Source organism: Serratia sp. AXJ-M (assembly GCF_046531865.1).
In the GTDB taxonomy this organism is placed as follows: domain Bacteria; phylum Pseudomonadota; class Gammaproteobacteria; order Enterobacterales; family Enterobacteriaceae; genus Serratia; species Serratia liquefaciens.
Genome location: NZ_CP059395.1, coordinates 122,217 through 146,264 on the forward strand (window position 1 = coordinate 122,217; position 24,048 = coordinate 146,264).

Here is a 24,048-nt window from a genome sequence, read left to right on the forward strand (position 1 = left end):
ACTGGTGGCGCCATAGGCACCACCGCCAGAGACGTCCCGCCGTTCCGGCGTGCCGGATGTGTTCATTCTCACGTTTGTGTCAGTGACCATCACCCGTGAGTACCGGCGCAGAGGGCTGGGGGTAGCACCGTCGCCCAACACAATACCAGGGTGACGCTACGCCGCCGCCAAAAACTTTTCCTTCCTGTGGGTCAGAAAACTTTTCGTTGTCGCCCTGGTATTGCGCCGTTCGCCGTTGCACCAGTGCCCTTTGCTGCGACGAAACTCACCGAGAGATGGACTAACCACCGACAAGAGGAAAACCAGAATGAACACACAAAACGTCAACACCGCTGCTCAAAAATCTTCCGAAAGATGTGATCTGAATGACTTTGAAACCTGCAGAGTCGGGCGTTTTGTGGTTCGTTTTTATGCACCATCAAGCGATGGCGCTATGCAAGGAAATTGCAGCTACATATGCAACGCCAGTAGCGAATGGGATGCGGCTTTTCAATTTGGACAGCATTGTAAGAATGCGCATTACGACATTTATTCGGTGATAGAAAAAGAACCGGTTCAGGTCGTCGCTTTGAGTTCAACTAACTACCGATTTGTACCACTGAGTTCAAGATGCTGGCGTTGTCTTGATACCGGATTTGTAGTGATCGTGACAGCCGATGGTGCGATTTATGACGAGATCATGCAGCCGTTAAATCCATACGGCACATTGACACCAATCTTCTAAAAATCTGCGGGGCGATGGCCCCGCCACTCATCACGGAGAAAATCATATGCATTCACTTAAAGAGCAAGAAAAAAAAGAGATGAAATCTGCTTTTGATTCTGAAGTAGAAAGGTTAAAAAATTCGCCTGAATTTTCGCATCTTAAAATGATTGAAAAAAACAAAAATTCTACTGTTGCCGAAGTAGTCTCAGCAAACATTCGTTTGCTACTGAAACAGAGTTTTCCCGATGTGAAATTTTCTGTCAAAAAAACCAATTATGATGCGGTTACGATAAAATGGGAAGATGGTCCACAGAATGAAAAAGTTGAAGAGATTACGCGAAAATTTAAGAACGGCTGTTTTAACAGTATGGAAGATATTTATGAGTATAGTGAAAGTCCATTCAATGCTGTTTATGGTGGTGTGCATTACGTTTCAGTAGACCGGCGTTATAGTGATAAACTCATCGAAAAAGCCATCACACAGTGTCGAACAATTTTTTCTGAAGAGGTCCCTGAATGGGTTGACGTAGATGCCTATAAAAGAGGGAAACTGTTTACGATTAGCTCAGGTTTCTTTTTCCACGATAACTTACAGAGTGAAATCCGTTTTGTTCTTAGATCACTTTAAGTATCAATAAGGCGGGTAAACCCGCCATTTTCATACTACTTTCTTAGTCTCTGGCTTTACTGCGGTCTTTGTTCGTTTTTTTGCTGGTGACTTTGATGCACGAATGATGTCAGATATTGACTTTTCACTCACTGCTATACCCACAGTCTGCAATGCGGATTTTATTTCCATTGCAGTATAACCCTTTGACGTAGATAAAGTGATGATGTTTTCTTTCAGTGAATCGAGCAATTCAGTTCTGCTGATTTTGTTCGGTGTCAAATCTGGCAAACACTCAAGTGTTAGCTTTGCTTCTTCAAGCTGTTCCTGGGTATAAAATTTGTTTCCTGCCATTTTGTCCTCGTGATTTTCATCAATGCCAACCAGACACATTAAACCATATCAATCCTGATAGGCCAAGCCTGCCCCCTCACTGACGCCTAATCAGGCGAAAAATAACTCGCATCTCGAAGGATAGACGTAGTAAAATGACGGACAGGAAATGTTTTGTCATTACCGCCTGCACGCAGTCGATAATGCAAAACACCTGGTCAGGGCTACGCCCCGACACCCCAGTTGAGTGTTAGAGGTTGAGTTATGTCGAAAAGCGAGTCGCGTCAGAAAGGGATCATCATCCAAATTCGATGCACCGAGGAAGAGGCGGACGCCATCAAAGGCAAGGCCAAGGCAGCAGGGATTAGTACCTCTGAGCTACTGCGCCGTTCCGCGCTTAACAGGAAGATCATGACCCGTACCGATACACGGTTGATGAACGAACTTCTTCGCCTAGGTGGCTTGCAAAAGCATCTCTACACTCAGATGCAGGAACAAATGACTCAAGAACTGAGTAAGCAGTTTTCGGACGTATTGGTCGAAGTGAAAAAGGCCATCATTGCACTGGATTTGAATCTCGTACCGGCAAACGAATAAGGGCACCATGAACGTTATCATCCCAGAAAAAAGACGAGATGGCGGCACCAGCTTTATGAAGCTGGTCGGCTACCTGAGTCTGCGGGATGAGAAAAAACCTGATGACGTTATCACGCCTGAAAAGATTGAAAAGACTACTTCCCGCGCCAGCCAGGCCATTTTTGATCGCCTGGTTGATTATTTTGAGCGGCGTAATGAGTTCTCACCGATGCAGGTCATCGCTAGCTTTCCTGATGGGCGAGAGCAAGTCATCATCGGTGGCGTTGAGTGCGAAACAAATTGCTTTTCACTGGAGACAGCTGCGGCGGAAATGAGCATGGTTGCTGCTAACAATCGCCACTGCAAAGATCCTGTTTACCATTTCATTTTATCTTGGCAAGAAGATGAAAATCCAAAGCCTGAACACGTATTTGATAGTGCCCGTCATTGCCTGAAAGAGTTGGGCATGGAGCATCACCAATTTGTTACCGGCATCCATCGTGACACAGATAATATTCACTGTCATATTGCAGTTAATCGTGTGAACCCGGAAACGTACCGTGCGGCCAATCTGTGGAATGATGCTGATACGCTGCAACAATGTTGCCGTGTTCTGGAGAAGCGTTTTGGTTTCAAACAAGACAATGGTAGCTGGGTGTGGGGTGATAACAATACGTTGCAGCGCGCCCCGTGGCGTTTCCGGAATGCGCCTCAAGGTGCTGCAAAACGTGAGATATATTCCGGCAAGGAAAGTCTTTATCACTATGCTGTTCGCCAGACGCGTACCCAGATCACTGACGCCATAAAAAACAAGAAAGCTAGTTGGAAATATTTTCACCTCTTGATGCATGCAAACGGATTGGGATTACGTGAACAAAATGGTGGTTTAGTAGTATACGATTTTGCTCGGCCAGACAGTATTGTGGTTAAGGCTTCTGACGTGCATCCAACATTAACAAAATTCAGACTGGAACCTTACATTGGGCCTTACGAACCTGCCCCTTCCTTTGAATCTGATGACCCGGAAGAGGGTGGCTATGCGATATATAACCGCTACCAATCTGAATTCCATGTACGCGATCGTGATGCCAGAAAAGAGCGTCGAGAAGAGCGTGCTGCTGCACGAGATGATCTCAAATTGCGTTACCAACAGTATCGCGGAGAATGGGTCAAGCCAGACTTGAACGTGAAGACGCGTCATCAAGAAATTGCCGCACACTATCAGGCTATGAAAGGTAATGTTCGCGACAGCTATCCCGATCCACTGTTGCGCAAGCTGATGTATCGCGTGGCCGAGTTCGAGCGCATGAAGGCAACGGCTGAGCTGCGGATTCAGATCCGAGAGGAACGTAAGACCCTGTTTGAATCTGGGCAATATCGACCATTATCTTACCGTTCCTGGGTGGAACGCGAAGCCTTAACTGGTGATGTTGCCGCAGTTAGCCAGCTGCGAGGATGGGCTTACCGTGAGAAACGAAAAGCCAGGACTTCTGCCCCTAATAAACATAAAGACAGTGTATTGGTGTTTGGCGCCGCTGACGATTCACCGTTGCTTGAACGGTCTACCCATGCAACCCGCTTACACCGGAACGGTACAGTTGAATATCTGCGTGATGGGGTTGTCGGTGTGGTAGATCGTGGCGACCAGGTTGAGATTAAGCCCGGGTTTGAGGATTACGACGATACGGCGAATTACCACCTGGCTGCAGAGATTGCCGGTGCCAAAAGTGGCGAGCGTGTGGAGGTTGTGGGTGATGACGATTTCGTTGACCGCGTGCTGATCGAAGGATGCCGCCTGAATTACCAGCAGGAAAAAGAGGTGTTCCGGCCAACAGATAATTGGCAGCGTGGTCGCTCTGAGATTCTGGAGCATCGCCATGTTCGGCCAGAGATGGGTTATGACGACCCGGCAGCATCACGGCAAGCTGATGATCGCGAGGATGATGCACCAACAGTGGATTCGTATTGGGGACCACGTCCTTAAACAGAGCTTCAACAGGCAGTAAATGGAAAGTAAAGAGAGATAATTAATGTAAATCATTGCGTTAGGCGCTGATTGCACAGGGTTGAAGGCCTGTACAACCAGCTAACCACAACAACCTGAACAGGAGGCTGCCATGGCTGCCATCGATCCTAGCCAATTTAAGGCATTACACAAGTATTTTCCGGCTTTAACCCTCACTCAATTGGCCACCGCTTACATGTACTCGACAGGAATTCCTGTGGGAACCATCGCACAGCTTCGGGATGTATCGGAGGACACGGTCAAAGACTCACTCAAAGCGGCGTGTAATCGAATGCAGTTAACGTCGATATCCACAATGGGAACAGCGATTCAACTCAAGTTAAATCTTGAGTTATTAATCGCCATTGACTCAATTCAGCTAAACTAAATCCATAAATCATAGTAACAAGTTTATGTCAACCCCCTTTTAAAGGGGGTTTCGCATTTTAGGAGAAAGGATTACTCTCGCCATAATTATTTAGAAGAAGTAGGAAATTATAATAAATGACAGATAAGTCACAGTGGAAATCAGCCCAGACTGTTATTGAAATGACTCCTGATGTTAATCGGCTACTGACTCAGGCCGCAAAGCGGTCTGGTCGCAGCAAGGTTAAAGAGGCATCAATACGGTTGACTGATCATCTAAAAACAGTGACTGATATTGCAGTGCCTGGTCGCCGTTTTCTTTCCGATGAATCCAAGTAGCGTTACATAGAGATCCAACACCAGGGAACTCTATTTTTAGTATGTTTAAGTAATAATAAAAAGACATTGCGTTAATCCGTAGGGCTTTCTTTTACCTGGAATCTAGCGATTTTTGGGTATTAGCCCATGAGTTATTTCCACGAAACTAATAATTCACCCGTTGGGGTGGGGTGCCTGTGGCCTTATTTATACGGGGTGGTGTCCGCTATTTAACAATTTTGGAAAGTCGGACAGCATTCTGTAACTGTTTAGACCCTTATGCAAAAATGCAATGTATCTATAGGTACGATCTGCCTCTAGAGAAGATTAGCACCACCCGCGAGGGACTGGGCGCGAACAGGCAACACTGGCAGAGCAGGGATGCTGACGCAAAAGAGATTTGTGCAAGTCCATTCGAACGAGTGGGCTTGCCCGAACTGTTGTTGATATTCAGATAAGGAGATGTTGATGGCAAAAGGAAAATTAAACGCACCGAAAAAGTATGTATGTAATTTTTCCGAGCTATTGACACTTGTTGAACCTGATATAAGTAAAGTAAATAGAAAGCGTAAGCGAGTTAGGCGCGACAAATTATTTTATTTAGGTGAAACAAAAGTGCAGGTAAAGAAAAAGCACAGACCGTCATCCCCAGGAATAAAAGCCTCCCCCCAAATTTCCCGCTCTAGACCCTGTGAACGCGCAGTCGCGTGTTCAGACATTCTTTGCCGCAAGGCTGCCGAGTGATAGCCCCTTTCATTGTTATTCAGCTTGTCGTCTGACTTTTTCACCTATCTATCCCACTGCGTAATTGAGGTGACTCTATTGAAAATATTCCTCCCCGTTGCCTTGGCGCCGGTGGTGTTAAGTGGGTGTGCTATCAGCACCTCTGCACCGCCGCGCGTTCCGGCACAAGAATTTGTGACGTCGTTGATCCAGGAGCAAGTACCGATTATCCAGAGGGCTCAAGCAGATCTGGCTCAGGCTAGCCGAATTCGTTTGAAACCTGCTCCGGCAGCTCGTGAGTCAGTGCCAGCGACTACTACACCGTCGCATCGCCCGCCAGATACTATTCAGCCCAAGGCATTGGCAGGTCAGCCGGTGCCTACTTTACAGGCCATCCGCTATCTCGGAGAACGCCCGGTCAGTTTGGCGCTTGCAAGAGCGGGGAAAGCTACGACGCTTCGACAAGCAATACGTCAGATTGCTCCTGCTGGATGGCAAGTTTCTTTCTCTCAAGAACTTAAACCTGATGCACGAATATCGCTGCAATGGCGTGGTAACGATCAGTGGCCGTTTGTACTGGATGAAGTGCTGCAGCAGCAAGGCAAGGTGGCATTGATCGATTGGCTGGCACAACGGATTTCCGTCGCGGCAAAATCTGCTGAGTTTGCCCCGGGTGCTGTAACCGTCCAGCCGCCAAACAAAATAGCGGTATCAACATCTACGGCTCCAGCTATGACGGATAAGCAGGGAACTGTGAGTTCTGGCCGTAATCCATTTGGTGGAAAAAAATCGGTACAAGCCCCAGCAACAGCGGTTAAAACCACCGCATCGCTGACGTTACCTAAGACAATTATTAAGCCGAAAGTCTGGCGGATCGAGGCGGGTAGCACGTTGAAAGATACCCTGTTCAGTTGGGCCGCCGCTGAGAAGTGCTCTACTCCAGACGTGGCCAATTGGACTGTCGCCTGGCTGACATCAGCAAATTACCGTATCGATGCACCGCTCCAATTTGAAGGCAGTTTCCGTGATGCGTTGAATAGCCTGTTTACCTTGTACGGTACGGCGAAAGTGCCATTGTATGCCGGCATTCGCCATGCTCAGTGCGTCATTTCTGTTGACGACAAGGAAATCCACTGATGGCCAGTCAGTAGGTTCCATATCCCTCTGTCCAAGAGGTTGCATTCGCAGCCTTAATTTCTGGAGGTACGAATGAGTTATCGCGGCAAAGTGAACATCGGCGTGATAGTCCTGTGCGCTGTGTTCTGGATTCTGATTTGGGGAGTTGTGCGATGATTTACTGGTTGCTCTCGGTCTTTCTGGGGCTTCTGGTATGGGTCAACATATCACCCCATGACCAAACAGGTGCGCAGATGCAGGATAGCACGCTGAGCCAGCGCGCTATTCAAACCGTCCGTTATATCAATGACATCAATGACTGGCGCTATAACAACCCTTCGCAAAAAGACGGCGTGATCCCTGATAGCGCCTTCGGTTGGTCACCCCTACCTGAATTACACAATGTGCTACAGGCTGACCGTGTGTATGTCTACCAGCCGGATCAACCAGGGTTGATGGCCGCGTTGTTGGCACAGAGTCGGCACTCAGCGTTGGTTGGAAAGGTCGCAGGAAGACGTCTGATCGACAGCTTTGGCAATGACATGCAGGTTAATGTACCGGCCAGCATTGCTGACGGCAGCCTGGTGTACCTCAACTAATCTCTCCTCACCGTAAGGTTAAAAATGAAAAAACACCTCCCCTTAACCGGGCTGGCGGCAACATTGTGTTTGCTGCTTTCCGGCTGTGCGCCGCTTGAGCGCATCGACAAGATCGACAACACCGTCTCGCAAGACGAAAAACAGGCAGATAAGCATCTGAATGCCCTTAAAAAGGGTTCTGTGGTACGTGATCTGACCTCTCAATGGATCAACCCTTACCCGTTAAATACCCAGTCAGGCGGCAATAACTTACTGCCACCTTGTGCTGTGGCTATCAATCGGCCTGGGAGTATCACGCTGGCGGAAGTGAGCGCCTTTATCAGTAAACGTTGCCGGTTGCCGGTGGTGGTGACACCCGATGCGCAGGCCATATTGGTGCCGACAGGGGGCAAAACTGAGCAACTCAGTGGCCCCGTTCCTGCGCCAGATCCGAATGGGATGGTGCCTTTGGCTGCGTTGGGTGGTTCACCCGCCCGAGCTGCACCGGCCGTTACCGGTGGTACTTCACTCAGGGGCGTGTTCTGGCAGGGGGAGTTGGGCGGTTTGCTCGACAATGTCACCACTCGCCTGGGATTGTCATGGCGTTATGAGCAAGGCCGGATCGCCATTTTCTATCTCGACACCCGGACGTTCCCGGTCATGTTTATGGACAGTAAGGCGAGCTTTGGCTCAAAAACCGTGAGTGGCACCACCTCATCGATGGGGGCTACGGGCGACAGCAGCGGCGGTGGGCTCAGTGGCGACTCCAATACCTCACAGGCGACTGAGATGGAAATCAAGTCGAGCCTGTACGAGGACGTCACCAATACCATCAAGTCGATGTTGACGCCGGGCACCGGGCGCATGAATTTGTCCGCCGGTGTATTGACGGTTACGGATACACCGCGTGTGCTTGAGCAGATAGGCCGCTATCTGGATGACCGTAATAAAGAGCTTAACCGGCAGGTGGTGCTCAACGTCCAGGTCTACAGCGTTGAGAAACGTACTCAGGATCAGTACGGCATTGACTGGAACGCTGTATTCAACAGTGGCAGCGTCGGGTTGTCTTTGACCAATGCGTTCACCGGGGCTTCGTCCGATGCCCTGAATGGCGGTATTTCCATACTGGATGGTAAAGGGGCAGGCACCAAGGCCTTTATCAAAGCCTTGTCCGAGCAGGCGAACGTCAGCGTGATGACAGAAGCCTCGAGCATGACCACTAACCTGTCAGCGGTACCCATCCAGGTTGCGCTGCAGCAGGATTATGCCTCCAACGTGACCACAGAGAACACGGCTAACGTCGGCTCATCGAGCAGCATCACCAAATCAACCATCACCACCGGATTCAACATGACGGTGCTGCCGTTCCTGATGCCCCAGTCGCCAAAAATGCAGCTGCAGTTTGCAATCAATATGTCGGACGACCCGACCATGCGTACGTTCACCAGTGACAACACCTCGGTCGAACTCATGAAAACGCGACTCAAGACCTTTACCCAGCGCGTCATCATGCAATCCGGCCAGACGTTGGTGCTGAGTGGTTATCAGTCTCTTAATAATACCGCCAACCGCCAGGGTGTCGGCAGTTTCCGCTTCTTCGGACTCGGTGGCGGTGCCAACGGTGAAAACAACAAAACCATGCTGGTCATTCTTATCACTCCGGTCATTTTGGGATAAGCCATGAAACAACAGACTACCTATACGTTGCAGAATGGGAGTGCCTGGCTGGTTGCCGGATTGCACTGGCAGTATCTGCCGCTACGTGGGCGCCGCAGCATGCGCTTACGTGCTAAAGAAGCGCATGCCACACATTGGGCGGCGTTACCTACCGGCGATGGCCAGGCGCAAGGCACTTTGCTTGGCACCGTCAGCCTTACGGACAAAACGCGCCGAAAAGGCGGTCGACATACATTGGCATCAATGGCGTTAGCCGTCCTGCCGGCATTACCAGAGGCCTGTTACGGTGTTTTCCCGTTACCGGATGGCCAATACTGGTTTGTGGCTGTCAGCGACGGCATGTTGTCACCGTTTGGCGATATCGTGGGTGATGACGCGGCCATACGAATAGCCGTGTCCAATTTTCTGCAAATCACCTCTGCGCCGGCGACGGGTTGGACGATATATGCCCCACACGGCTTTTTCCCCGAACAAGGCACCGAAGATAAGGCGCTCTCGACACTGACCGACAACAAGGTCGGTTTGCGACGTGCCCGTCTGAGTAAAACCCATAATCCGCAGATGCTGTGGCTGTGGGGGATTGCGGTGATGGCGTTGGGCGTAGGGTATACCGGCTATTCAACATGGCAGACGCATCAGGAAGAGGCGCGTATTGCTGCTGCTCAGGCGGCGCTGATGGCCAGACAACAACTGGAGCAACAGGCTCCGGCCGACAACCTGAAGCCCTGGGCAACGCAACCGCGATTCCCGCCGATGCTCAGCGCCTGCAGTAGCGTGTGGAAAGACGCGCAGATTTCTATTGCCGGCTGGGTATTCAATACGGCGACGTGTGATGCTCACGGCAAGATCACGCTGCACTACACCTTGCCGAACGGGGGCACTGTGGGGGACTTTGCCTTGCGGTTGCCCGTTCTCTATGGGGCAGATATTCAACCGGTGTTTAATATTCCCGGCAGCGCGGATGACGCATCCTTTGCGTTACCGGTGTCGCTTTCTCCTCCTGAATACCCCGAAACGCTGCTCCCGGGCAGCCAGCAAATCCAGCATCTGACCAGCTATGCCCAGCGTATCAATGCGCGTTTGCGCCTTAGCGAAATGGACGCGAGCACGCAGTTAACGCAGGGCGACGTACAAAGCCTGCCATGGCGCACCTACAGCTTTACGTTCATTACCGACATTCCGCCCGATAGGTTGTTTGCGCCAACGCGCTTCAACAGCAGCGGGATAAGGGCGTCCAGTATCACGACGACGCTCAAGAACAACCGTCTGGAATACACCATTGAGGGACTTCTGTATGCCAACCGTTAAATCCTGGGTAACACCCTGGGCGTTGTGCCTGGTGCTGACCGCACCCGGTGTATTCGCCGCGCCTGTCGCTGACATACCGGCGGCTCCACTTGCAACACCTTCGGCTGAAAAGTCGGTGAAGCCGCCGACGTCAGCCGATATTCCCCTGCCAACCACATTTACCCGCACAGAGGCTGGGCGGGCGTTAAATCTGGGTCAACTGGAAGCCATCCAGGCAGAGACAGTGCTGTATGAGGCCCAGTTGGCCAGGGCCAAGGCGCTGAATGAACTGCAAAAGAACGGGTATGACCGTGCACTGGATCAGCCTTTCAACCCAGCGCCACCTTCTCAGGACAACAAATCCGAGGTCAAGGGCGCGGTGCAAGATGCTGCACCACCGCAGATTGTGGAGATCACCGGCGCGGGTAAAGGATTCACGGCCGTGCTGGCACTCAGCAACGGCAATCAGGTTACGGTGCAGGTGGGGAATCGTATCCCGGGTACGGAGTTCGTTGTTAAACGGATCAACATCAATGAAGTCGTGGTCTCCGGGAAGAACCAAACACTGGTGTCTCTTTCCTTTGCGGGGTAACCCATATGTATGAGAAACGTGGTTCAACCTATATCCATTTAGACCTGGCCAATTCTGACGCCCCGACGCTGTATGTGTCTGACGCGCATAATAACAGTCTGGCCGTCACGTCAGAGATTGCCGGTGCGTATAAGAATTACCCCAGACTGCAGGTTAAGCGGGTTCAGCTCGACAAGCTGAAAGAATTGCAGCAAAGCCAGGTAACCGACAACCCCGAGGCTAACGATTATTCCGCTCAACAGGCGAAAATCATCGGTTTTTTTCGGGAAGCCAAGAAGAAAGGTGCCAGTGATATTCATCTGCTGATCGGGATGAACAATGTGACCGTGGTGCAATTTCGCGTACACGGCGACCTCGAAACAGTGACTCAGCTGGATCGCGCCGAAGGAATGACGCTGGCGTCGACGATTGTGATGTCCATGTGCGATGTGGCCGAGAAGAGTTTTAATCCCAATCGCGCTCAGGATGGGCGGGTGCGCAAAGAGTTCCTGCAGGGCCTTAAGCTTTTCGGCGCACGCTATGCGCACACACCGGCAGAATTTGGGTTGTATGTGGTGATGCGCATTTTGCCTGATGAAGGAAAGGCCCCACCCACGCTGGACGAACTGGGATTTCTACCGGAACAGCAAATGCTCATTCGCCGCATGCTGGCACGCCCTGAGGGCGTCATTATCCTCTCAGGGCCGACTGGCTCAGGGAAAAGTACCTCCCTGCGCACGTTCAGCGAAATGTACCTGTCTTTTACCGGGCATCGAAAACGCCTGATGACGCTGGAAGATCCGCCTGAGGGACTGATTCTGGGGGCGGTACAGACCCCCATCATTGCTGATAAAAACGATCCGGATGCCGTTAGTCGTGCCTGGGTTCGGTCTATTTCTGCTGCGTTGCGCCTAGACCCCGATGCCATGGTCGTCGGCGAAATTCGTGATGCCAACTCGGTTAAATCTGCACTGACGGCGGCCAAGTCAGGTCACTTGGTGGAAACCACGCTGCATGCGAATGACGCTGTCGGCATTCTTGACCGCCTGACAGACACGTTGGGCATCCCTATGGGACAGGTGGCCGATCCCCAAGTCATGATCGGTTTAATCGCTCAACGACTGGTACAGCTGTTGTGTCCGCACTGCAAGAAAAGTTGGAGTGACGTCAGTGACAGTCTGGAAGACGAGAAAAAAGCGTTACTTGAGCGCTTTTGCCGAGTGGAGACGTTGGCCTTTCGCCATCCTGAGGGATGCGAGCACTGTTATAAGGGCGTGACTGGCCGGCGTGTCATTGCGGAAGTTATTCGTCCCGACGCCAAATTCATGGAGCTGTTTCGTCATGATGGCAAGCTGGCCGCGCGCAGTTATTGGGTGAACGTGCTGGGCGGCATTACTCGCGGTCAGCACCTGTTGCGTTATCTCAATGCCGGGCTGGTCGACCCAATCGATGCGGATTACATCAGTCCGCTTGATGAGGACAGTCTGACCTTGCTCCCCCCGGAGCTCACATCATGATTTCCCGCTTGCGCGAACGTCTGACGGCATTGCGGGGCAAGGTGCCGTCATCGGAAAAAATGAATGAGGGGTTAGGCCGCTGGTTGGCGCAAAAGACCTTCTCCACTGCTGACCGCCTGACGCTCTATGAGGACCTGGCTTTTCTGCTCGACAATAACCTTAAAGTAGAAAAAGCCATCAATTCGATGATAGGGAGCTACGGGAACAAACGCCCCCCGGTGGTCTATTGCCTGGAAGATATGCTCAGTGCACTGCGTCAGGGCAGATCAGTCGATCAGGGGTTGGCGCCCTGGATACCCCGACAGGAAGCCGCCATCCTCAGTTCCGGTGTTCAGGACGGTAACCTGGCTGCCGCCTTATATCGGGCTATCACCGTGGTTCAGGGGATGTCAGATATGAAATCAGCGCTGGTTTCCACACTGGCTTACCCGATGCTGCTGATGGCAACCACATTCGCCATGATGAAGATGGTGACTGTCTACTTTCTTCCTCGTCTGGAGTCATTATCTTCCCGAGAAAACTGGACTGGGGGGCTGTGGTGGCTCAGCGCCATCTCAGAGTTCTTTGTCAATCATGCAATTATTCTCAGTGGGCTGGTGATCCTGTTGATTGGGTTCGTTGTCTGGTCGATGCCGAACTTGATTGGAACAATACGACAGCATGTTTTGGACCGTTTATTGCCCTGGAGCGTGTATCGCGATGTGCTTGGCGTGGGCTTCCTGCTGAATTTCAGTGCGTTGATGCGTGCTCAGGTGAAGACGGAAGACGCTATCGAGATGTTGAGTCGCTATGCACCGCCCTGGTTGTATGAACGATTGGCCGCAACCCAGCGTCAGGTTAGGCAAGGTGACCACCTGGGGTTGGCATTACGCAATGCCGGCTACGGATTTCCCTCCCCACGCGCTATCGACAAACTGGTCCTGCTGACTGATGGCGATAACGCTGAAATGATTATTGAAAATTTTGCACGGGCCTGGCTTGTGCAAACCGTAGCCCGGATCAAGCGGACGGCGTCTTTGCTTTCTTACATCGCATTGGGCACCAACGCTGGCTACATGATCCTGATCCTCCTGGCCACACAAAACCTCAACGACCTCGTGGGCACACGCTAAGCCGCCCACTCTCCACAAAACCTAAAGGAAACAGTAATGGAACTGACTCAAACTCCTCACTCGGCTATCAACCGTGGGGTTATCACCCTGCTTGAAGCGGCCATTTATTTTGTTCTCGTCCTCGTTGTATTAGCTATCGCGATTACCCAGGGCGGCGGTTTGTTTAACAAAAATGATGCCAGCACGGAATACAACAATGCCGCAGAGTTGCTGACTAACAGTCGCAGTATGCTGAAAACCTCTGGCATCTATAACTTCGCAGCAGCTGATGCCATGACCGGTGCACTTATCCAGTTTGGTGGTGCGCCGGCCAATATGACGGTTGTCGGGACAAAATCCTCCGGTAGCGCCAAGCTGCAAAACCTGTGGGGTGGGGCTGTCACCGTGCAACCCGTTGCGACGGCCGGCGGTCAGAAGTCCTCCTTCTCACTGACCTACGCGGCGGTTCCACAGGAAGCGTGTATTACTCTGGCGACCAAGCTGAGTGCGGCGCCGAGTGTTGTGACCACCATGGTTAATGGTACGTCAACTAATGGTGCAATCGCGGCGAGCGCCGTTGGCGCACAGTGCACTGCAGATAAAGGCTCCGTTGGTCAAAACACCCTCACGTTCACCAGCAACACCTGATGCCCATCCCGCCGGTAACGTCCTGTTGCCGGCCTCCTTCTGGAGTGCATTCTTATGTTGTTTTCTTTTCAACGTGCCTTGTCCTGCCTGGTGCTGGGCGGGGCGTTATTATTATCGCTGCCGGCACAGGCATTCTGTTTTAACGAGGCGGGCGCCCGCTATAAAGTCGATCCCTTATTACTGCGTTCAATGGCCACCGTTGAAAGCAGTCTTAACCCACGCGCTATCGGCAATAATCGCGATAAAAAAGGGCGGGTCACCAGCCGAGACTTCGGGCTGATGCAGATTAATGACCGACACATTCCCCAGCTGCGTGCGCTGGGCATTATTCAAAGTGAGCAGGACCTGCTGACCAATACCTGTCTCAACGTACAGATAGGGGCCTGGATACTGGCAAAGCATCTCAAGCAATGCGGCGTCAATTGGCAATGCCTCGGCTCCTACAATGCCGGGTTTGCTGACAACAACGGTCCACGGCGCATGATTTATGCGCGGAAAGTGTATGCGATGTACATGAAACTTAAGGGAGGTGCAGCCTGATGACCCTGTATCTCCTGAAGTTTTCGTTACTGATGGCCTTCGCCAGCGCCACGTTGTGCATTGGTGCCCAACCGTTGGTTCATGGGGCGAAAAAATTCTTGCTTAAGCATGATGGCCCGCCACTCACCCGACTGCAGGTCAGGGGCGTCACAATCGTTTTCGCCGGTACCGGTACTGTCCTGATCGCAACGACAGCACTCGCGGGTTTCCCCTGGTTAGGAACGGTCAAAATTCTGGGGCTGTTTGCGTGGGGTATTCCCATGGTACTGCTTGATATGCGCAATTACTGGCTACCGCTGCGGTATACCTCCGGTTTTTGGCTGACTGGTCTGCTGTTTACCTTTCTGCCTGGGAGTACGATCACCCTGCCGGAGGCGCTCACAGGTAGCATCGGCATGTTTATGTTCCTCTATGCATTTCACTACGGCGCCAAACGCCTGCGGGGTGAAGAAGGGTTTGGCCTGGGCGATGTGCATTTAATTGCCGCGCTGTGTGCCTGGTTTCCCTGGCGATTGGCCAGCGTGCTGAGTGGATGTGCCTTCTTGCTGTTTATCGTCGGTGCGTTGCTGACGAAAAAAACGGCTCAACCTTATGCTCCCTGGCTGTTCGCCTTACTGGCGGCCTTGGCCGGAAGCTTTCCTCAATTGACCCTATCAGGTGCTTTATGACTGCTGAAGCTGCCAACCCTCGTATCAACCGGGGGGTATCGTTGATCTCATTGGCCATCGTGCTGGGGATTGTGTTAATTGCTGCCCCTATCGGACTGGAAAGATATTCCAACTATATAGAGGAACAAACCTGGGTCGTGACAGCCACACACCTGAGTACGGTGAGTCAGGGTGCACGCCGATACGTCAAAGATAACTACGATGCGTTGCTGAATCAGGTCAAAGGGGGCGGCAACGTCACGGTAACCGGGCAGACCCTAAGGGATAAAGGGTATTTGCCGGCGGGTTTTTCCCTGACTAACAATAACGCCCAAACCTATATTCTTGCTGTGACACGCAATCCTGCGCAAACCGACAAACTGGTCGCTTTTGTTTTGACCGCTGGCGGTCAGAACATTGCGTTCAAGGGCCAACGCTATATCGCTCAGAACACTTCTGGCCTGGGGGGATATATCGAACCAGTGAATGTGGCCAATGGCGCCGGCGGTGGCTGGCAGGTCAACCTTTCTAGCCTGGGGCTCAGCGGGCAAAGTGGTCACTTGGCAGCCTATCTGACGTCTGATGTATTGGCTGGAGGAGCGGAAGAAAGTGATCGTTTGTATCGTTTTCAGGTTAACGGTCGTCCCGACCTCAACAAGATGCATACTGCGATCGATATGGGGGCTAATGACCTGAATAACGCAAATGTCGTTGATGCAAATACGGGTAACTTCAAGCAAAACGTCAACGGTCAGAATGTCTATGCGACTGCGGATATGTCGGCAAATCGTCTCGCAGCCAACACTTCGGTTTGGTCCGGGGGCTGGATTGGGGCTGTCGGGGATGTGCGTAGTGATACTGGTTGGCTCATCAGTAAACATGGTAAAGGTTGGCTTAATGAAGACCATGGCGGTGGGTTATACATGGATGACAATGACTGGATTAAATCGGTTAACGGCAAGGGGATTTATACCAGCGGGCAGCTTAAAGGTGGAACCGTTCGGGCAGATGGCAGGGCGTCGGTTGGTGAATATCTACAGTTGGATGGTGTAGCGACAGAAGGGCAGGGGTGCTCTCCTAATGGTTTGCAAGGCAGAAACTCAGCAGGGGCAGTGTTATCTTGTGTCAATGCTGTATGGAAAACATCATCAATCACGGAGACCGTAAACGCATTCGGTGATAGTAAATGCGATAATAAGAGTGGTCAATCAATCGCCTATTGCCCCAGCGGCTATAAGCTATTATCCGGTGGATGGGAAATGACCCGTTGGTCTTGGGATCAAGGTAGAAATTCACCAGACACATCGAGTTCTGACCCATATATTAATGCCTGGCGTGTTTCACCTCCCGGTGATGCAGGAGGTTGTATGCGTGCCGTTGCGCTATGCGCAAAATGATAGCTATTGCCTTCCTCCATTTGGTAGTATTCCCACTCTTTGTTGCAGTCATGGTTAATTTGTATGAATAACAACAGGTTGGATAGTGTTCAGGCTCTTCGAGGTCTGGCTGCTCTTTTTGTCATGTTATTTCACTTTAGATGGAATATAAATCTTCCCTATCCTGGCTTAGGAGATGAGTTATTCGGCTGGGGGGCTATTGGTGTTGATGTTTTCTTCATAATAAGTGGGTTTGTTATCACGCTTTCAGCGAAGAAACTAAAACCAGGATTATCGGCGACAGGGGTGTTTTTGAAACACCGCGCGAGGAGAATACTTCCAGCCTACTTTATTATCCTGCTAATTACTTTTCTTTTGTCTGGGGCCATGAGCACGTTCCATTACCCAGAGAAAGTGAGTAATTTTGCAAGCGCACTTACTTTCTCCCCAATTGATGCCAATAATTCTCCCTTCTATGTAGATGATGGTGGTGTCTATGGTATTAGGTGGACATTGAATTACGAAGTTTTTTTCTACTTGGTGATGGCAGTTTGTCTGATATCAAAATACCGATGGCTACTGTTGTTTGGCATGTTTTCGTTAAGCCTTATTGTTTTTCCTATGTTAGCAGGGCAATCACCAACCTTAGGAGTTAGTGGCTATCAATTCAATTCAGCTTACTTGAATTTAATGACCAACCCTATCATATGGCAGTTTTTGGTGGGCGTTGGGTTTGGTCTTATCTATCCCTATACAAAAAAATTAAATAGTCAGTTACGCTTAGTAATATTAGTTATTGCAATAGTTGTTACAGGCTACTTCGTTTTCTTTACACCATCACTGGGTCATGGACTAACGATGTCAGGGTGGTATCTGTCAATTTTGTTTATTGCTGTAGTCTTAAATGATGAGATCATAACGAAATACACGCCGAGATTCTTTATTACTTTGGGGGAGATATCATTCTCTCTCTATCTTATCCACACACTAATGAATGGTGGGATAGGAAATCGGCTTGAAAATATTGGTGTACCTGACGGTTTACCAAGGTTTGTTTTGTCGTGCGTTATCTCCATCGGGTTGGCCTACTTGTCGTATAAATTTATTGAAAGGCCAGTGAGTTTTAGAAAACAAAAGTCAGTAAGGCATGAGTCAATGTAGTTAATAAAAGGGGCGCAATGCCCCTTTGCTTTATTTCTTTTCTAACCCCACTCTAAATTCAAATTAATCTAAATAGTCAGATATACAGGATAAAGAAACATGAAACTTTATTGCATGTTACTCTTTGTGCCTGTGGTGCTTAGTGGATGTCAATTTCCGGCTAAAAGTACCGCAGTCATGCCGCTCAAAAATACAGATACTCAATATAATGCTGAGCAGATTAGTAACGCTCAGAATAATTTGTATTTATCCGGCGCGATAAACCAAATTCGAGCACCTTTATTTACACCCGATATCAGTGCCAATTCTCAGCGCGTAACCCTCAACTGGGATGGCGATGCTGTCGAGCTGCTTTCTCATCTGGCCCGACAACGTGGGTTGACCTTTAACTGGACGGGTGTGCGGCTTCCATTGCCGGTCAATCTGCATGTAAACGGCGTCACCTACCAGAACCTGTTGCGAATGATTGAAGTCCAGACTGCCTGGCGGGCCACACTGCATGAGTTTCCTGGCCAGCTCACACTGGCCTTTTCACAACCAGAAAAACCGAGGGGGCGTAGATGAAAAAATCCATTCTGACGCTGCTTTTCGTCAATGGCGTACTGTGCGGCCAGGCAGCAGCTGCACAATCCCCTTCAGAGTCTGCACCGCCAGATATGGGCAGTTACCTCAGTCCTTCACAGCCATCAACGTCGGATGTGTCGGAAACGCGGCGTCAACTGCTTGAAGAGGCTGGACGCACATTGGGTTTTCGGGGCGGAAAAGCACAGCGAGCCTGGGAGCTACGGCAAACACTTGATGCCGTCGCCAAAAACCTGGATTCCTTATATGACTTTCGTACTTTGATCAGCCGCCAAGGTTGGCTTCCTCCGGTGATCAGTGAGGCTCAGGATGTGGCCCACATCACCCCTAATCAGATAAGAACCGCTACGCATGTGTATGAAATTCTCACCCCGGAGCGTTTTGTCAGCAACCCGCCATCCTGGCGGAGTTGGCTCAACGCAGGCTTATCCACCTCGGCTATCGATGGGCCTGAAGCGGCAGTGATACCGTCCAACGGTGCGCAGAAAACGCTATGGCAGGCTGCTGTTCGAAAGGGGTGGGAAGAAGGGCGAGAGAGTGCTGACCATACGTTGGAAGCCAATTTCAATCGTCTGACCCGTGATTATCGCGGCATGTTGGTTTACTCCCGCTTGTTGCAACAGGGGTATATCACCTCTCCGGTGGTGACCGACCAGCAACAAACCGTCAGTGGCGATCGTAGCAAGCTGACCACGGGGGATAGGGTACGTCGCCTCAAAGAGCACGCTGGATTTGTGCCTGACAAGACGAAATGGAAGCCGGTAATACAAAGAGAGGGCGATCATGACTGAATCTACTGACTTTGTACCCTACCCTTTTGATAACGGGCTGGACGGCAATGCGCTGAAAGCGTTTTTTGTCTGGTGCGCCAAGCAGAATGTTAGTGATATCCATATCCAGGGCGGCAATCACTTGGTCGTCAGCCACCACGGTCGATTGCGACGAGCCAGCACCTTTGTACTGGCTGACGATACCTTGTCCAAACTGATTGACGAGGTCTTTGAGCCGGAGGTCCGGGCAACGGCCGGCGGGGGGCATCCAGTGGACAGGGCGCTGCAGCTGGATGGCGATATGTACCAGCGTTACGGTCTGGATCGTGGCGAACGGTTGCGATTCCGCTGCAATTTCGTACAGGCAACGGCGGGGCGGCTTGATACGACTATTGCACTGACTATGCGAATTATCCCGACCGCAATTCCCGACCTGGATTCGTTGGGTATCGAGGATGATCTACGCAGTGTTGTTCTGCCTCATAAAGGGTTGGCCTTCATTGGCGGCGAAACCGGCTCCGGAAAAAGTACCTTCCTGGCGTCGGTTTATCGGCACTGTATTGATCATGACCCTGACCGCAAAGTGACGACGACCGAAGACCCGATAGAATTTGTTCTGGGTAAGAGCGGAGATATTTTGCCGGCGACCCAATTGCAGATCCGGCGGGATGTGGCCAATTTTGCCGAAGGTATCCGTGCTGACCTGCGTCGAGCACCGTCGGTTATTGGCGTCGGGGAAATGCGTGATCGGGAAACCGTGGAGGCCGGTATACAGGCGGGCCAGCTTGGTCATCTGTGCTTATCGACACTGCACATTCACTCACCGGGTGAGGCCATACCTCGCTGCCTTAACCTGTTCCAGGCGGAGATCCGCGAAGCTATCGCGCACGACATGCTGGGGGTACTGCAGTACATCGTGGTGCAGAAGTTGCTGAGAACAATTGATGGAAAACGGCAGGCTGTGCGTGAATACATTATCTTTGACGATCCCTTACGGGAACGGCTGTCGCAAATGCCTTACATCAAATGGGGCCAGCACATTGACGGCATTATTCGAACTGAGAAACGGCGCATTGCCGATCATGCCTGGCGGCTGTACTTGCAAGGCCGCATCGCTCGCAGCGAGCTGGCCGTCGCCCTGACTAGCCACCAGTTGCGTGAGTTGGAGCGAGGTCATGCCCATGAATGATGAACAAGAACCTTTGCCACCGGGCTATTGGCGCAATGCCTCTCGGCGGCTCAACGTTTACGGTGTTCCGGCCCCCTTGTTTCTGCTGTATTTATTCTGGTTCCGCTTCCCTACCTGGGACACGATTTATGTGATCAGCGGCATCATCATTTTTTTCCGAATTCTGTCGGCCTTTGGTTGGACGTTGACAGTACTGAATGCCCGGCTGGTCTATCTGCTGCGAGGAAAGCGGCTGTCGGGCCGCCCGTGGTGGTATCGCCGCTTTACTGAAGGCGAGTGACGATTATCCGCATAGGCCTTTTAGGATGCCGGGGTATGGATCGGCGTCGAGGAGATCAACATGGGAAAAGTAATTGAGCACTGTCTTTGGCTGGCGGTGCCGCACGAAGAACGAGATAAGGCTCGCAAGGCTGCAGGGCTACTTGATGATGGCCGTTCGGCACTGGCCTGGGATAAAGATGCCGTTCTGTGGTACGCGCGTCCAGGAAGCGATATCGATCGCGTGAAGGCTTGGCTGCCTGATAACACCATCAGCACCGGCGGTGGTGATGCGCAGGCAGAGTTTCATGATGCCCTGACGCAGGCGGGATTAGTCGTGAAAGGCTTGCCGGTGATGGACGGGAAACGGCATCGCGTCGCTACGCTGGAGGATAAGAAGGGGCAAAAAAGTGGCGTTTACCGTGGGTTCCTCGATCGCCGACCCGGCGGCTGGTTTATCAATTACCACCGTGCTGAAACGGAGAAGTCGGTCACTAACTGGAAGGCGAGCGGAACAGAAGTTGACCCCGTTGCCCGGCTGCACATTCGGGCTGCAGCCCGCCAGGCACACGATAATGCTGAACGGGCACGAGAGGCCAATTACCGTCGGCAGACGGCGAAAGCGCAGGCATTATACGACAAACTTCCGGGGGCCGACCCCGCCCATCCCTATCTGGTGCGAAAGGGGATAACCCCGACGCCAGAGCTGCGACAAACTCAAAACGGTGCCCTGGTGGTGCCGTTTTTTAATGCTGAGGGTGAGTTTCGCACCTTGCAGTACATCACGCCTGACGGTGATAAGCGGCTTTATAGCGATGCGCCAAAGCAGGGTAATTTTTTGGTGGTGGGAGGCCCGCTCTTACCTGATGCCCCGGTGATGTATGCCGAAGGGTATGCCACTGCCAGAAGCCTGAATCTTGCCACTGGCCAACCGGTCGTGATGACCATCGATGCCGGCAATATGGCTGCAATAGCAAACGTGTTGCACGCGCGTTATCCCAACACCCCACATATCTTCCTGGCCGATTTGGATCATGCGAAGAAAGTGAACAAGGGATTGCTGATGGCAACCCAGGCAGCGTCCTCAGTGACTTATGGTGCTGCAATTGTGCCTGATTTTACCGACGCTGAAAAAAAACTGGGGCTGACCGATTTCAATGACCTTCACCAGTCGCGTGGGCTTGATGGGTTGCGTTTGCTCGTGACCGCCAACATCGCCCGAACACTGGAGATCATCCGAGAGGAAAGAGACAAAATGAACCTTCCATCCGAGGGCGTATCGCCGCCCATTCCTGACGAACCGCTACCTACTCCGGCCGACACTATGCCGCCAACGCCGGCCGAGAACATCGGGCCTGTTGAACCGGCGGTGGATCATCTTCCCGTTGTTGATGAGACGCCGATTGATATTAATGATTATGCGTCCTGGGCCGCGCAGGCCGATACGTCGGCAGTACCGTTACCTGATATGGGGCCCGAACCTACAGAGAGCCCCGATGTTTCTGAGGTAGTAGCCCGCTCAGACAACGCCCCCATTTCTCTGGCAGGGCGGCTTAATCCTGAAGGGCGCGTACCAGAACCCACCCCGACCGGAGGTGAAGAACCCGTTGTACCGGCGCCCGAGACGACTGAAACGTCCCGGGTGACGGCTGCGGATACGGCAAGTGAACTGGAGGCTGATGTGCCACCTCGCTCAGCCAGTGAGCCAGAGCAAGAAAATGCCATACCGGCGTCACAGTGGGTTCACCGCGCTGAGTCAGAACAGACCGCAGCCTCACCTACCGTTGACGCTATCTGGGTTGGACCGCCACGCCCGAACGGCGAAGCCGCTGATCCTGACGTGGCGTTGATTGACAAGGATGCGTTACTCCAGCGACTGTCATGGGAAAAACAGGGGGACAGCGCGGTTCTCTACAAACTGGATAACGAACCGGCGTTCATCGATCGGGGTTCTCGGTTGGATATGGCGGAAGGGGCCAGCCAAAGCGATGAGAAGGTGCTCGCGGCGTTGTTGACGGCGGCACAGTATTACCGGGGACGTATTGAGTTGACCGGTAGTGAAGCTTTTCAGGAAAAAGCGATTGCCTTGATTGCCCAGCATAAAATCAATGTGGCGATGAAGGTACCCGCTCAACAGGCCATGCTGGAGGATGCGCGGAAGTTATTGGCTACACCAGTATCAGCGCGTGACGCTGTCACTGGTGACATGGTTCCGATGCCAGCTCATTCCCCCACATCGCAACCGGCTGCATCGCCGGTGAATCATCCCGACCCCGAAGCAGCCACACCGGCGGACGCCCTGCGAGAGGTTGCACCAGCCGTTGATCATCGTGTCGCTCCTGCAGAGCGACCGCAAGATAATGCGGCTCAGCCCGACAGCAGTATTTCTCCCGCTATTCACCAAAGTTACAAAGCGGCGGCGGCGGGGGTGACGGGCAAGGTACTCGAATGTGGTAACGCACCTTTCCGTTTTGAACCCGGTCAATCGCAAAGCGCTTTTATTACGCTGCGGACGCGAGAAGGAAAACAAACGTTCTGGGGTAAGGAGCTTTCGGGGTTGCTGCGTGAAACGCGCATTAAGCCTGGCCGCATAGCGACACTGACCTGGCTGGGAAAGGAGGCGGTAACCGTACAGGTTCCGCAAAAGGACGATCAGGGGGTGGTCACCCATTTTGAGTCTAAAACGGCTCATCGCAATCAGTGGTCGTTGACCCCGACTGGGGGCGATACGGTACGCACCGGCACTGATGAAGGCGTGAAGCTGGCGGCATTCGATGCGTCGCGCTTTGCCAAAATCCAATCGGCCATCATTACCCAACTGCACCTTGATATGCCGCCGCCGGCTGCGCCTAAGGAAGGTGTGTACTGGTTGCGTCCTGATGGGCAGGGCAGTCAGACCCCCGGAGATGTGTTATCCGCACCACGGCCGTCCGTGGATAAAGGGGCTGGGGAGCCGGTTGTCAGCAGTTGGTCGAAAGATGGCCATCTTGATTTGTACCTGGTACGCAGTGATGGCCCGTACCTGCAGGGTGTGGTTCGCCACCAGGGGCAGTATCAGCATGTCTTGGTGACGCTGCCTGGCCGGGACGATGCCCCACCGATGGTGTTCAACACGGTCACCCCGGAGGGCGCGAGACCTGTAGGTTGCGGGAATGGGATCAACCGCAGCAGCGGCCAGCCTGTTCCCCGCGAGAATATTGCCTTCAAGCTGGAAGGTGATAGCCAGGTTCGGATTGGCAAACTGGATGCACCCGCCAGCTTACCGCCCGCGCTTCATTCCCGATTGGGATTTGACGAGCGTTGGCGGGATGAGAACACTTCCCCAAAGGCCGCGCCGGCGGCAGCGCCAAAGGCTCAGCCGGGCGACCCTCGCCCGATATAACTCACTGACCGCAAAGGACACTTT

At 52.1% G+C, this 24,048-nt stretch carries 25 protein-coding genes; 24 read left to right on the forward strand and 1 reads right to left on the reverse strand.

The window, feature by feature from the left end:
- Positions 1-307: 307 nt before the first annotated feature.
- Together H0S68_RS25210 and H0S68_RS25215 are read left to right on the forward strand one after the other, a co-directional pair.
- Complete coding sequence (locus tag H0S68_RS25210; protein ID WP_410529482.1) at positions 308-724, forward strand: protein TraE; 417 nt, start codon at positions 308-310, stop codon at positions 722-724.
- A gap of 46 nt (positions 725-770) precedes the next feature.
- The gene (locus H0S68_RS25215; protein ID WP_410529483.1) at positions 771-1,334 is read left to right on the forward strand and encodes an LPD29 domain-containing protein; all 564 of its coding nucleotides are present in this window, start codon (positions 771-773) and stop codon (positions 1,332-1,334) included.
- A 30-nt stretch (positions 1,335-1,364) separates the two neighbouring features.
- On the opposite strand, the gene H0S68_RS25220 is transcribed toward H0S68_RS25215, so the two are convergent.
- Positions 1,365-1,667, reverse strand: a complete 303-nt coding sequence (locus H0S68_RS25220) for a hypothetical protein (RefSeq protein ID WP_410529484.1) — start codon at positions 1,665-1,667, stop codon at positions 1,365-1,367.
- A gap of 243 nt (positions 1,668-1,910) precedes the next feature.
- Between H0S68_RS25220 and mobA the strand changes: the two genes are divergently transcribed.
- The 22 genes from mobA to H0S68_RS25330 all read left to right on the forward strand — a co-directional run bounded on the left by mobA (position 1,911) and on the right by H0S68_RS25330 (position 24,024).
- Entirely contained in the window at positions 1,911-2,243 is a 333-nt protein-coding gene (mobA, locus tag H0S68_RS25225; protein WP_261115682.1) for a plasmid mobilization protein MobA, read from the forward strand.
- A 7-nt stretch (positions 2,244-2,250) separates the two neighbouring features.
- Positions 2,251-4,206, forward strand: a complete 1,956-nt coding sequence (gene traI / locus H0S68_RS25230) for a TraI/MobA(P) family conjugative relaxase (protein ID WP_410529485.1) — start codon at positions 2,251-2,253, stop codon at positions 4,204-4,206.
- A gap of 133 nt (positions 4,207-4,339) precedes the next feature.
- On the forward strand, positions 4,340-4,615 hold the full coding sequence (locus tag H0S68_RS25235) for a hypothetical protein (protein WP_161739308.1): 276 nt from the start codon (positions 4,340-4,342) through the stop codon (positions 4,613-4,615).
- A 161-nt stretch (positions 4,616-4,776) separates the two neighbouring features.
- Positions 4,777-4,932, forward strand: a complete 156-nt coding sequence (locus H0S68_RS25240) for a TraY domain-containing protein (protein WP_242501608.1) — start codon at positions 4,777-4,779, stop codon at positions 4,930-4,932.
- A gap of 447 nt (positions 4,933-5,379) precedes the next feature.
- Positions 5,380-5,655 (forward strand): hypothetical protein, encoded by a 276-nt coding sequence (locus tag H0S68_RS25245; RefSeq protein ID WP_129942273.1) that lies wholly within the window; start codon positions 5,380-5,382, stop codon positions 5,653-5,655.
- Positions 5,656-5,733: 78 nt separating this feature from the next.
- Positions 5,734-6,771 carry a toxin co-regulated pilus biosynthesis Q family protein gene (locus H0S68_RS25250; protein ID WP_410529486.1) on the forward strand — a complete coding sequence of 346 codons (1,038 nt, stop codon included), beginning with the start codon at positions 5,734-5,736 and terminating at the stop codon, positions 6,769-6,771.
- Positions 6,772-6,923: 152 nt separating this feature from the next.
- Entirely contained in the window at positions 6,924-7,349 is a 426-nt protein-coding gene (gene pilM, locus H0S68_RS25255) for a type IV pilus biogenesis protein PilM (RefSeq protein WP_410529487.1), read from the forward strand.
- Between the two features lie 24 nt (positions 7,350-7,373).
- Entirely contained in the window at positions 7,374-9,005 is a 1,632-nt protein-coding gene (locus H0S68_RS25260) for a PilN family type IVB pilus formation outer membrane protein (protein WP_410529488.1), read from the forward strand.
- A gap of 3 nt (positions 9,006-9,008) precedes the next feature.
- Positions 9,009-10,313, forward strand: coding sequence for a type 4b pilus protein PilO2 (gene pilO2 / locus H0S68_RS25265; protein ID WP_410529489.1), 1,305 nt, complete (start codon positions 9,009-9,011; stop codon positions 10,311-10,313).
- Positions 10,300-10,884 carry a type IV pilus biogenesis protein PilP gene (gene pilP / locus H0S68_RS25270; protein ID WP_410529490.1) on the forward strand — a complete coding sequence of 195 codons (585 nt, stop codon included), beginning with the start codon at positions 10,300-10,302 and terminating at the stop codon, positions 10,882-10,884. The genes pilO2 and pilP overlap by 14 nt, the downstream gene beginning before the upstream one ends.
- A 5-nt stretch (positions 10,885-10,889) precedes the next feature.
- Positions 10,890-12,380 carry a GspE/PulE family protein gene (locus H0S68_RS25275; RefSeq protein ID WP_410529491.1) on the forward strand — a complete coding sequence of 497 codons (1,491 nt, stop codon included), beginning with the start codon at positions 10,890-10,892 and terminating at the stop codon, positions 12,378-12,380.
- Positions 12,377-13,492: a type II secretion system F family protein gene (locus H0S68_RS25280; protein ID WP_410529492.1), complete on the forward strand. Its 1,116-nt coding sequence runs from the start codon at positions 12,377-12,379 to the stop codon at positions 13,490-13,492. Before H0S68_RS25275 ends, H0S68_RS25280 begins: the two co-directional genes overlap by 4 nt.
- A gap of 36 nt (positions 13,493-13,528) precedes the next feature.
- Positions 13,529-14,119 (forward strand): type 4 pilus major pilin, encoded by a 591-nt coding sequence (locus tag H0S68_RS25285; RefSeq protein WP_285097107.1) that lies wholly within the window; start codon positions 13,529-13,531, stop codon positions 14,117-14,119.
- 54 nt (positions 14,120-14,173) lie between these two features.
- Positions 14,174-14,659 (forward strand): lytic transglycosylase domain-containing protein, encoded by a 486-nt coding sequence (locus tag H0S68_RS25290; protein ID WP_048795524.1) that lies wholly within the window; start codon positions 14,174-14,176, stop codon positions 14,657-14,659.
- Positions 14,659-15,327: a prepilin peptidase gene (locus H0S68_RS25295; protein WP_410529493.1), complete on the forward strand. Its 669-nt coding sequence runs from the start codon at positions 14,659-14,661 to the stop codon at positions 15,325-15,327. Before H0S68_RS25290 ends, H0S68_RS25295 begins: the two co-directional genes overlap by 1 nt.
- Complete coding sequence (gene pilV, locus H0S68_RS25300) at positions 15,324-16,703, forward strand: shufflon system plasmid conjugative transfer pilus tip adhesin PilV (RefSeq protein WP_410529494.1); 1,380 nt, start codon at positions 15,324-15,326, stop codon at positions 16,701-16,703. The genes H0S68_RS25295 and pilV overlap by 4 nt, the downstream gene beginning before the upstream one ends.
- A 63-nt stretch (positions 16,704-16,766) precedes the next feature.
- On the forward strand, positions 16,767-17,843 hold the full coding sequence (locus H0S68_RS25305; RefSeq protein ID WP_410529495.1) for an acyltransferase family protein: 1,077 nt from the start codon (positions 16,767-16,769) through the stop codon (positions 17,841-17,843).
- Positions 17,844-17,942: 99 nt separating this feature from the next.
- Positions 17,943-18,407, forward strand: coding sequence for a DotD/TraH family lipoprotein (locus H0S68_RS25310; RefSeq protein ID WP_410529496.1), 465 nt, complete (start codon positions 17,943-17,945; stop codon positions 18,405-18,407).
- The gene (locus tag H0S68_RS25315) at positions 18,404-19,216 is read left to right on the forward strand and encodes a type IV secretion system DotC family protein (RefSeq protein WP_410529497.1); all 813 of its coding nucleotides are present in this window, start codon (positions 18,404-18,406) and stop codon (positions 19,214-19,216) included. Before H0S68_RS25310 ends, H0S68_RS25315 begins: the two co-directional genes overlap by 4 nt.
- A complete protein-coding gene (gene traJ, locus H0S68_RS25320; RefSeq protein ID WP_410529498.1) occupies positions 19,209-20,384 on the forward strand; it encodes a plasmid transfer ATPase TraJ in 1,176 nt (391 codons plus the stop codon). Before H0S68_RS25315 ends, traJ begins: the two co-directional genes overlap by 8 nt.
- A complete protein-coding gene (gene icmT, locus H0S68_RS25325) occupies positions 20,377-20,664 on the forward strand; it encodes an IcmT/TraK family protein (RefSeq protein ID WP_048795552.1) in 288 nt (95 codons plus the stop codon). Before traJ ends, icmT begins: the two co-directional genes overlap by 8 nt.
- Before the next feature lie 60 nt (positions 20,665-20,724).
- Positions 20,725-24,024: an LPD7 domain-containing protein gene (locus H0S68_RS25330; RefSeq protein WP_410529499.1), complete on the forward strand. Its 3,300-nt coding sequence runs from the start codon at positions 20,725-20,727 to the stop codon at positions 24,022-24,024.
- Positions 24,025-24,048: the final 24 nt, after the last annotated feature.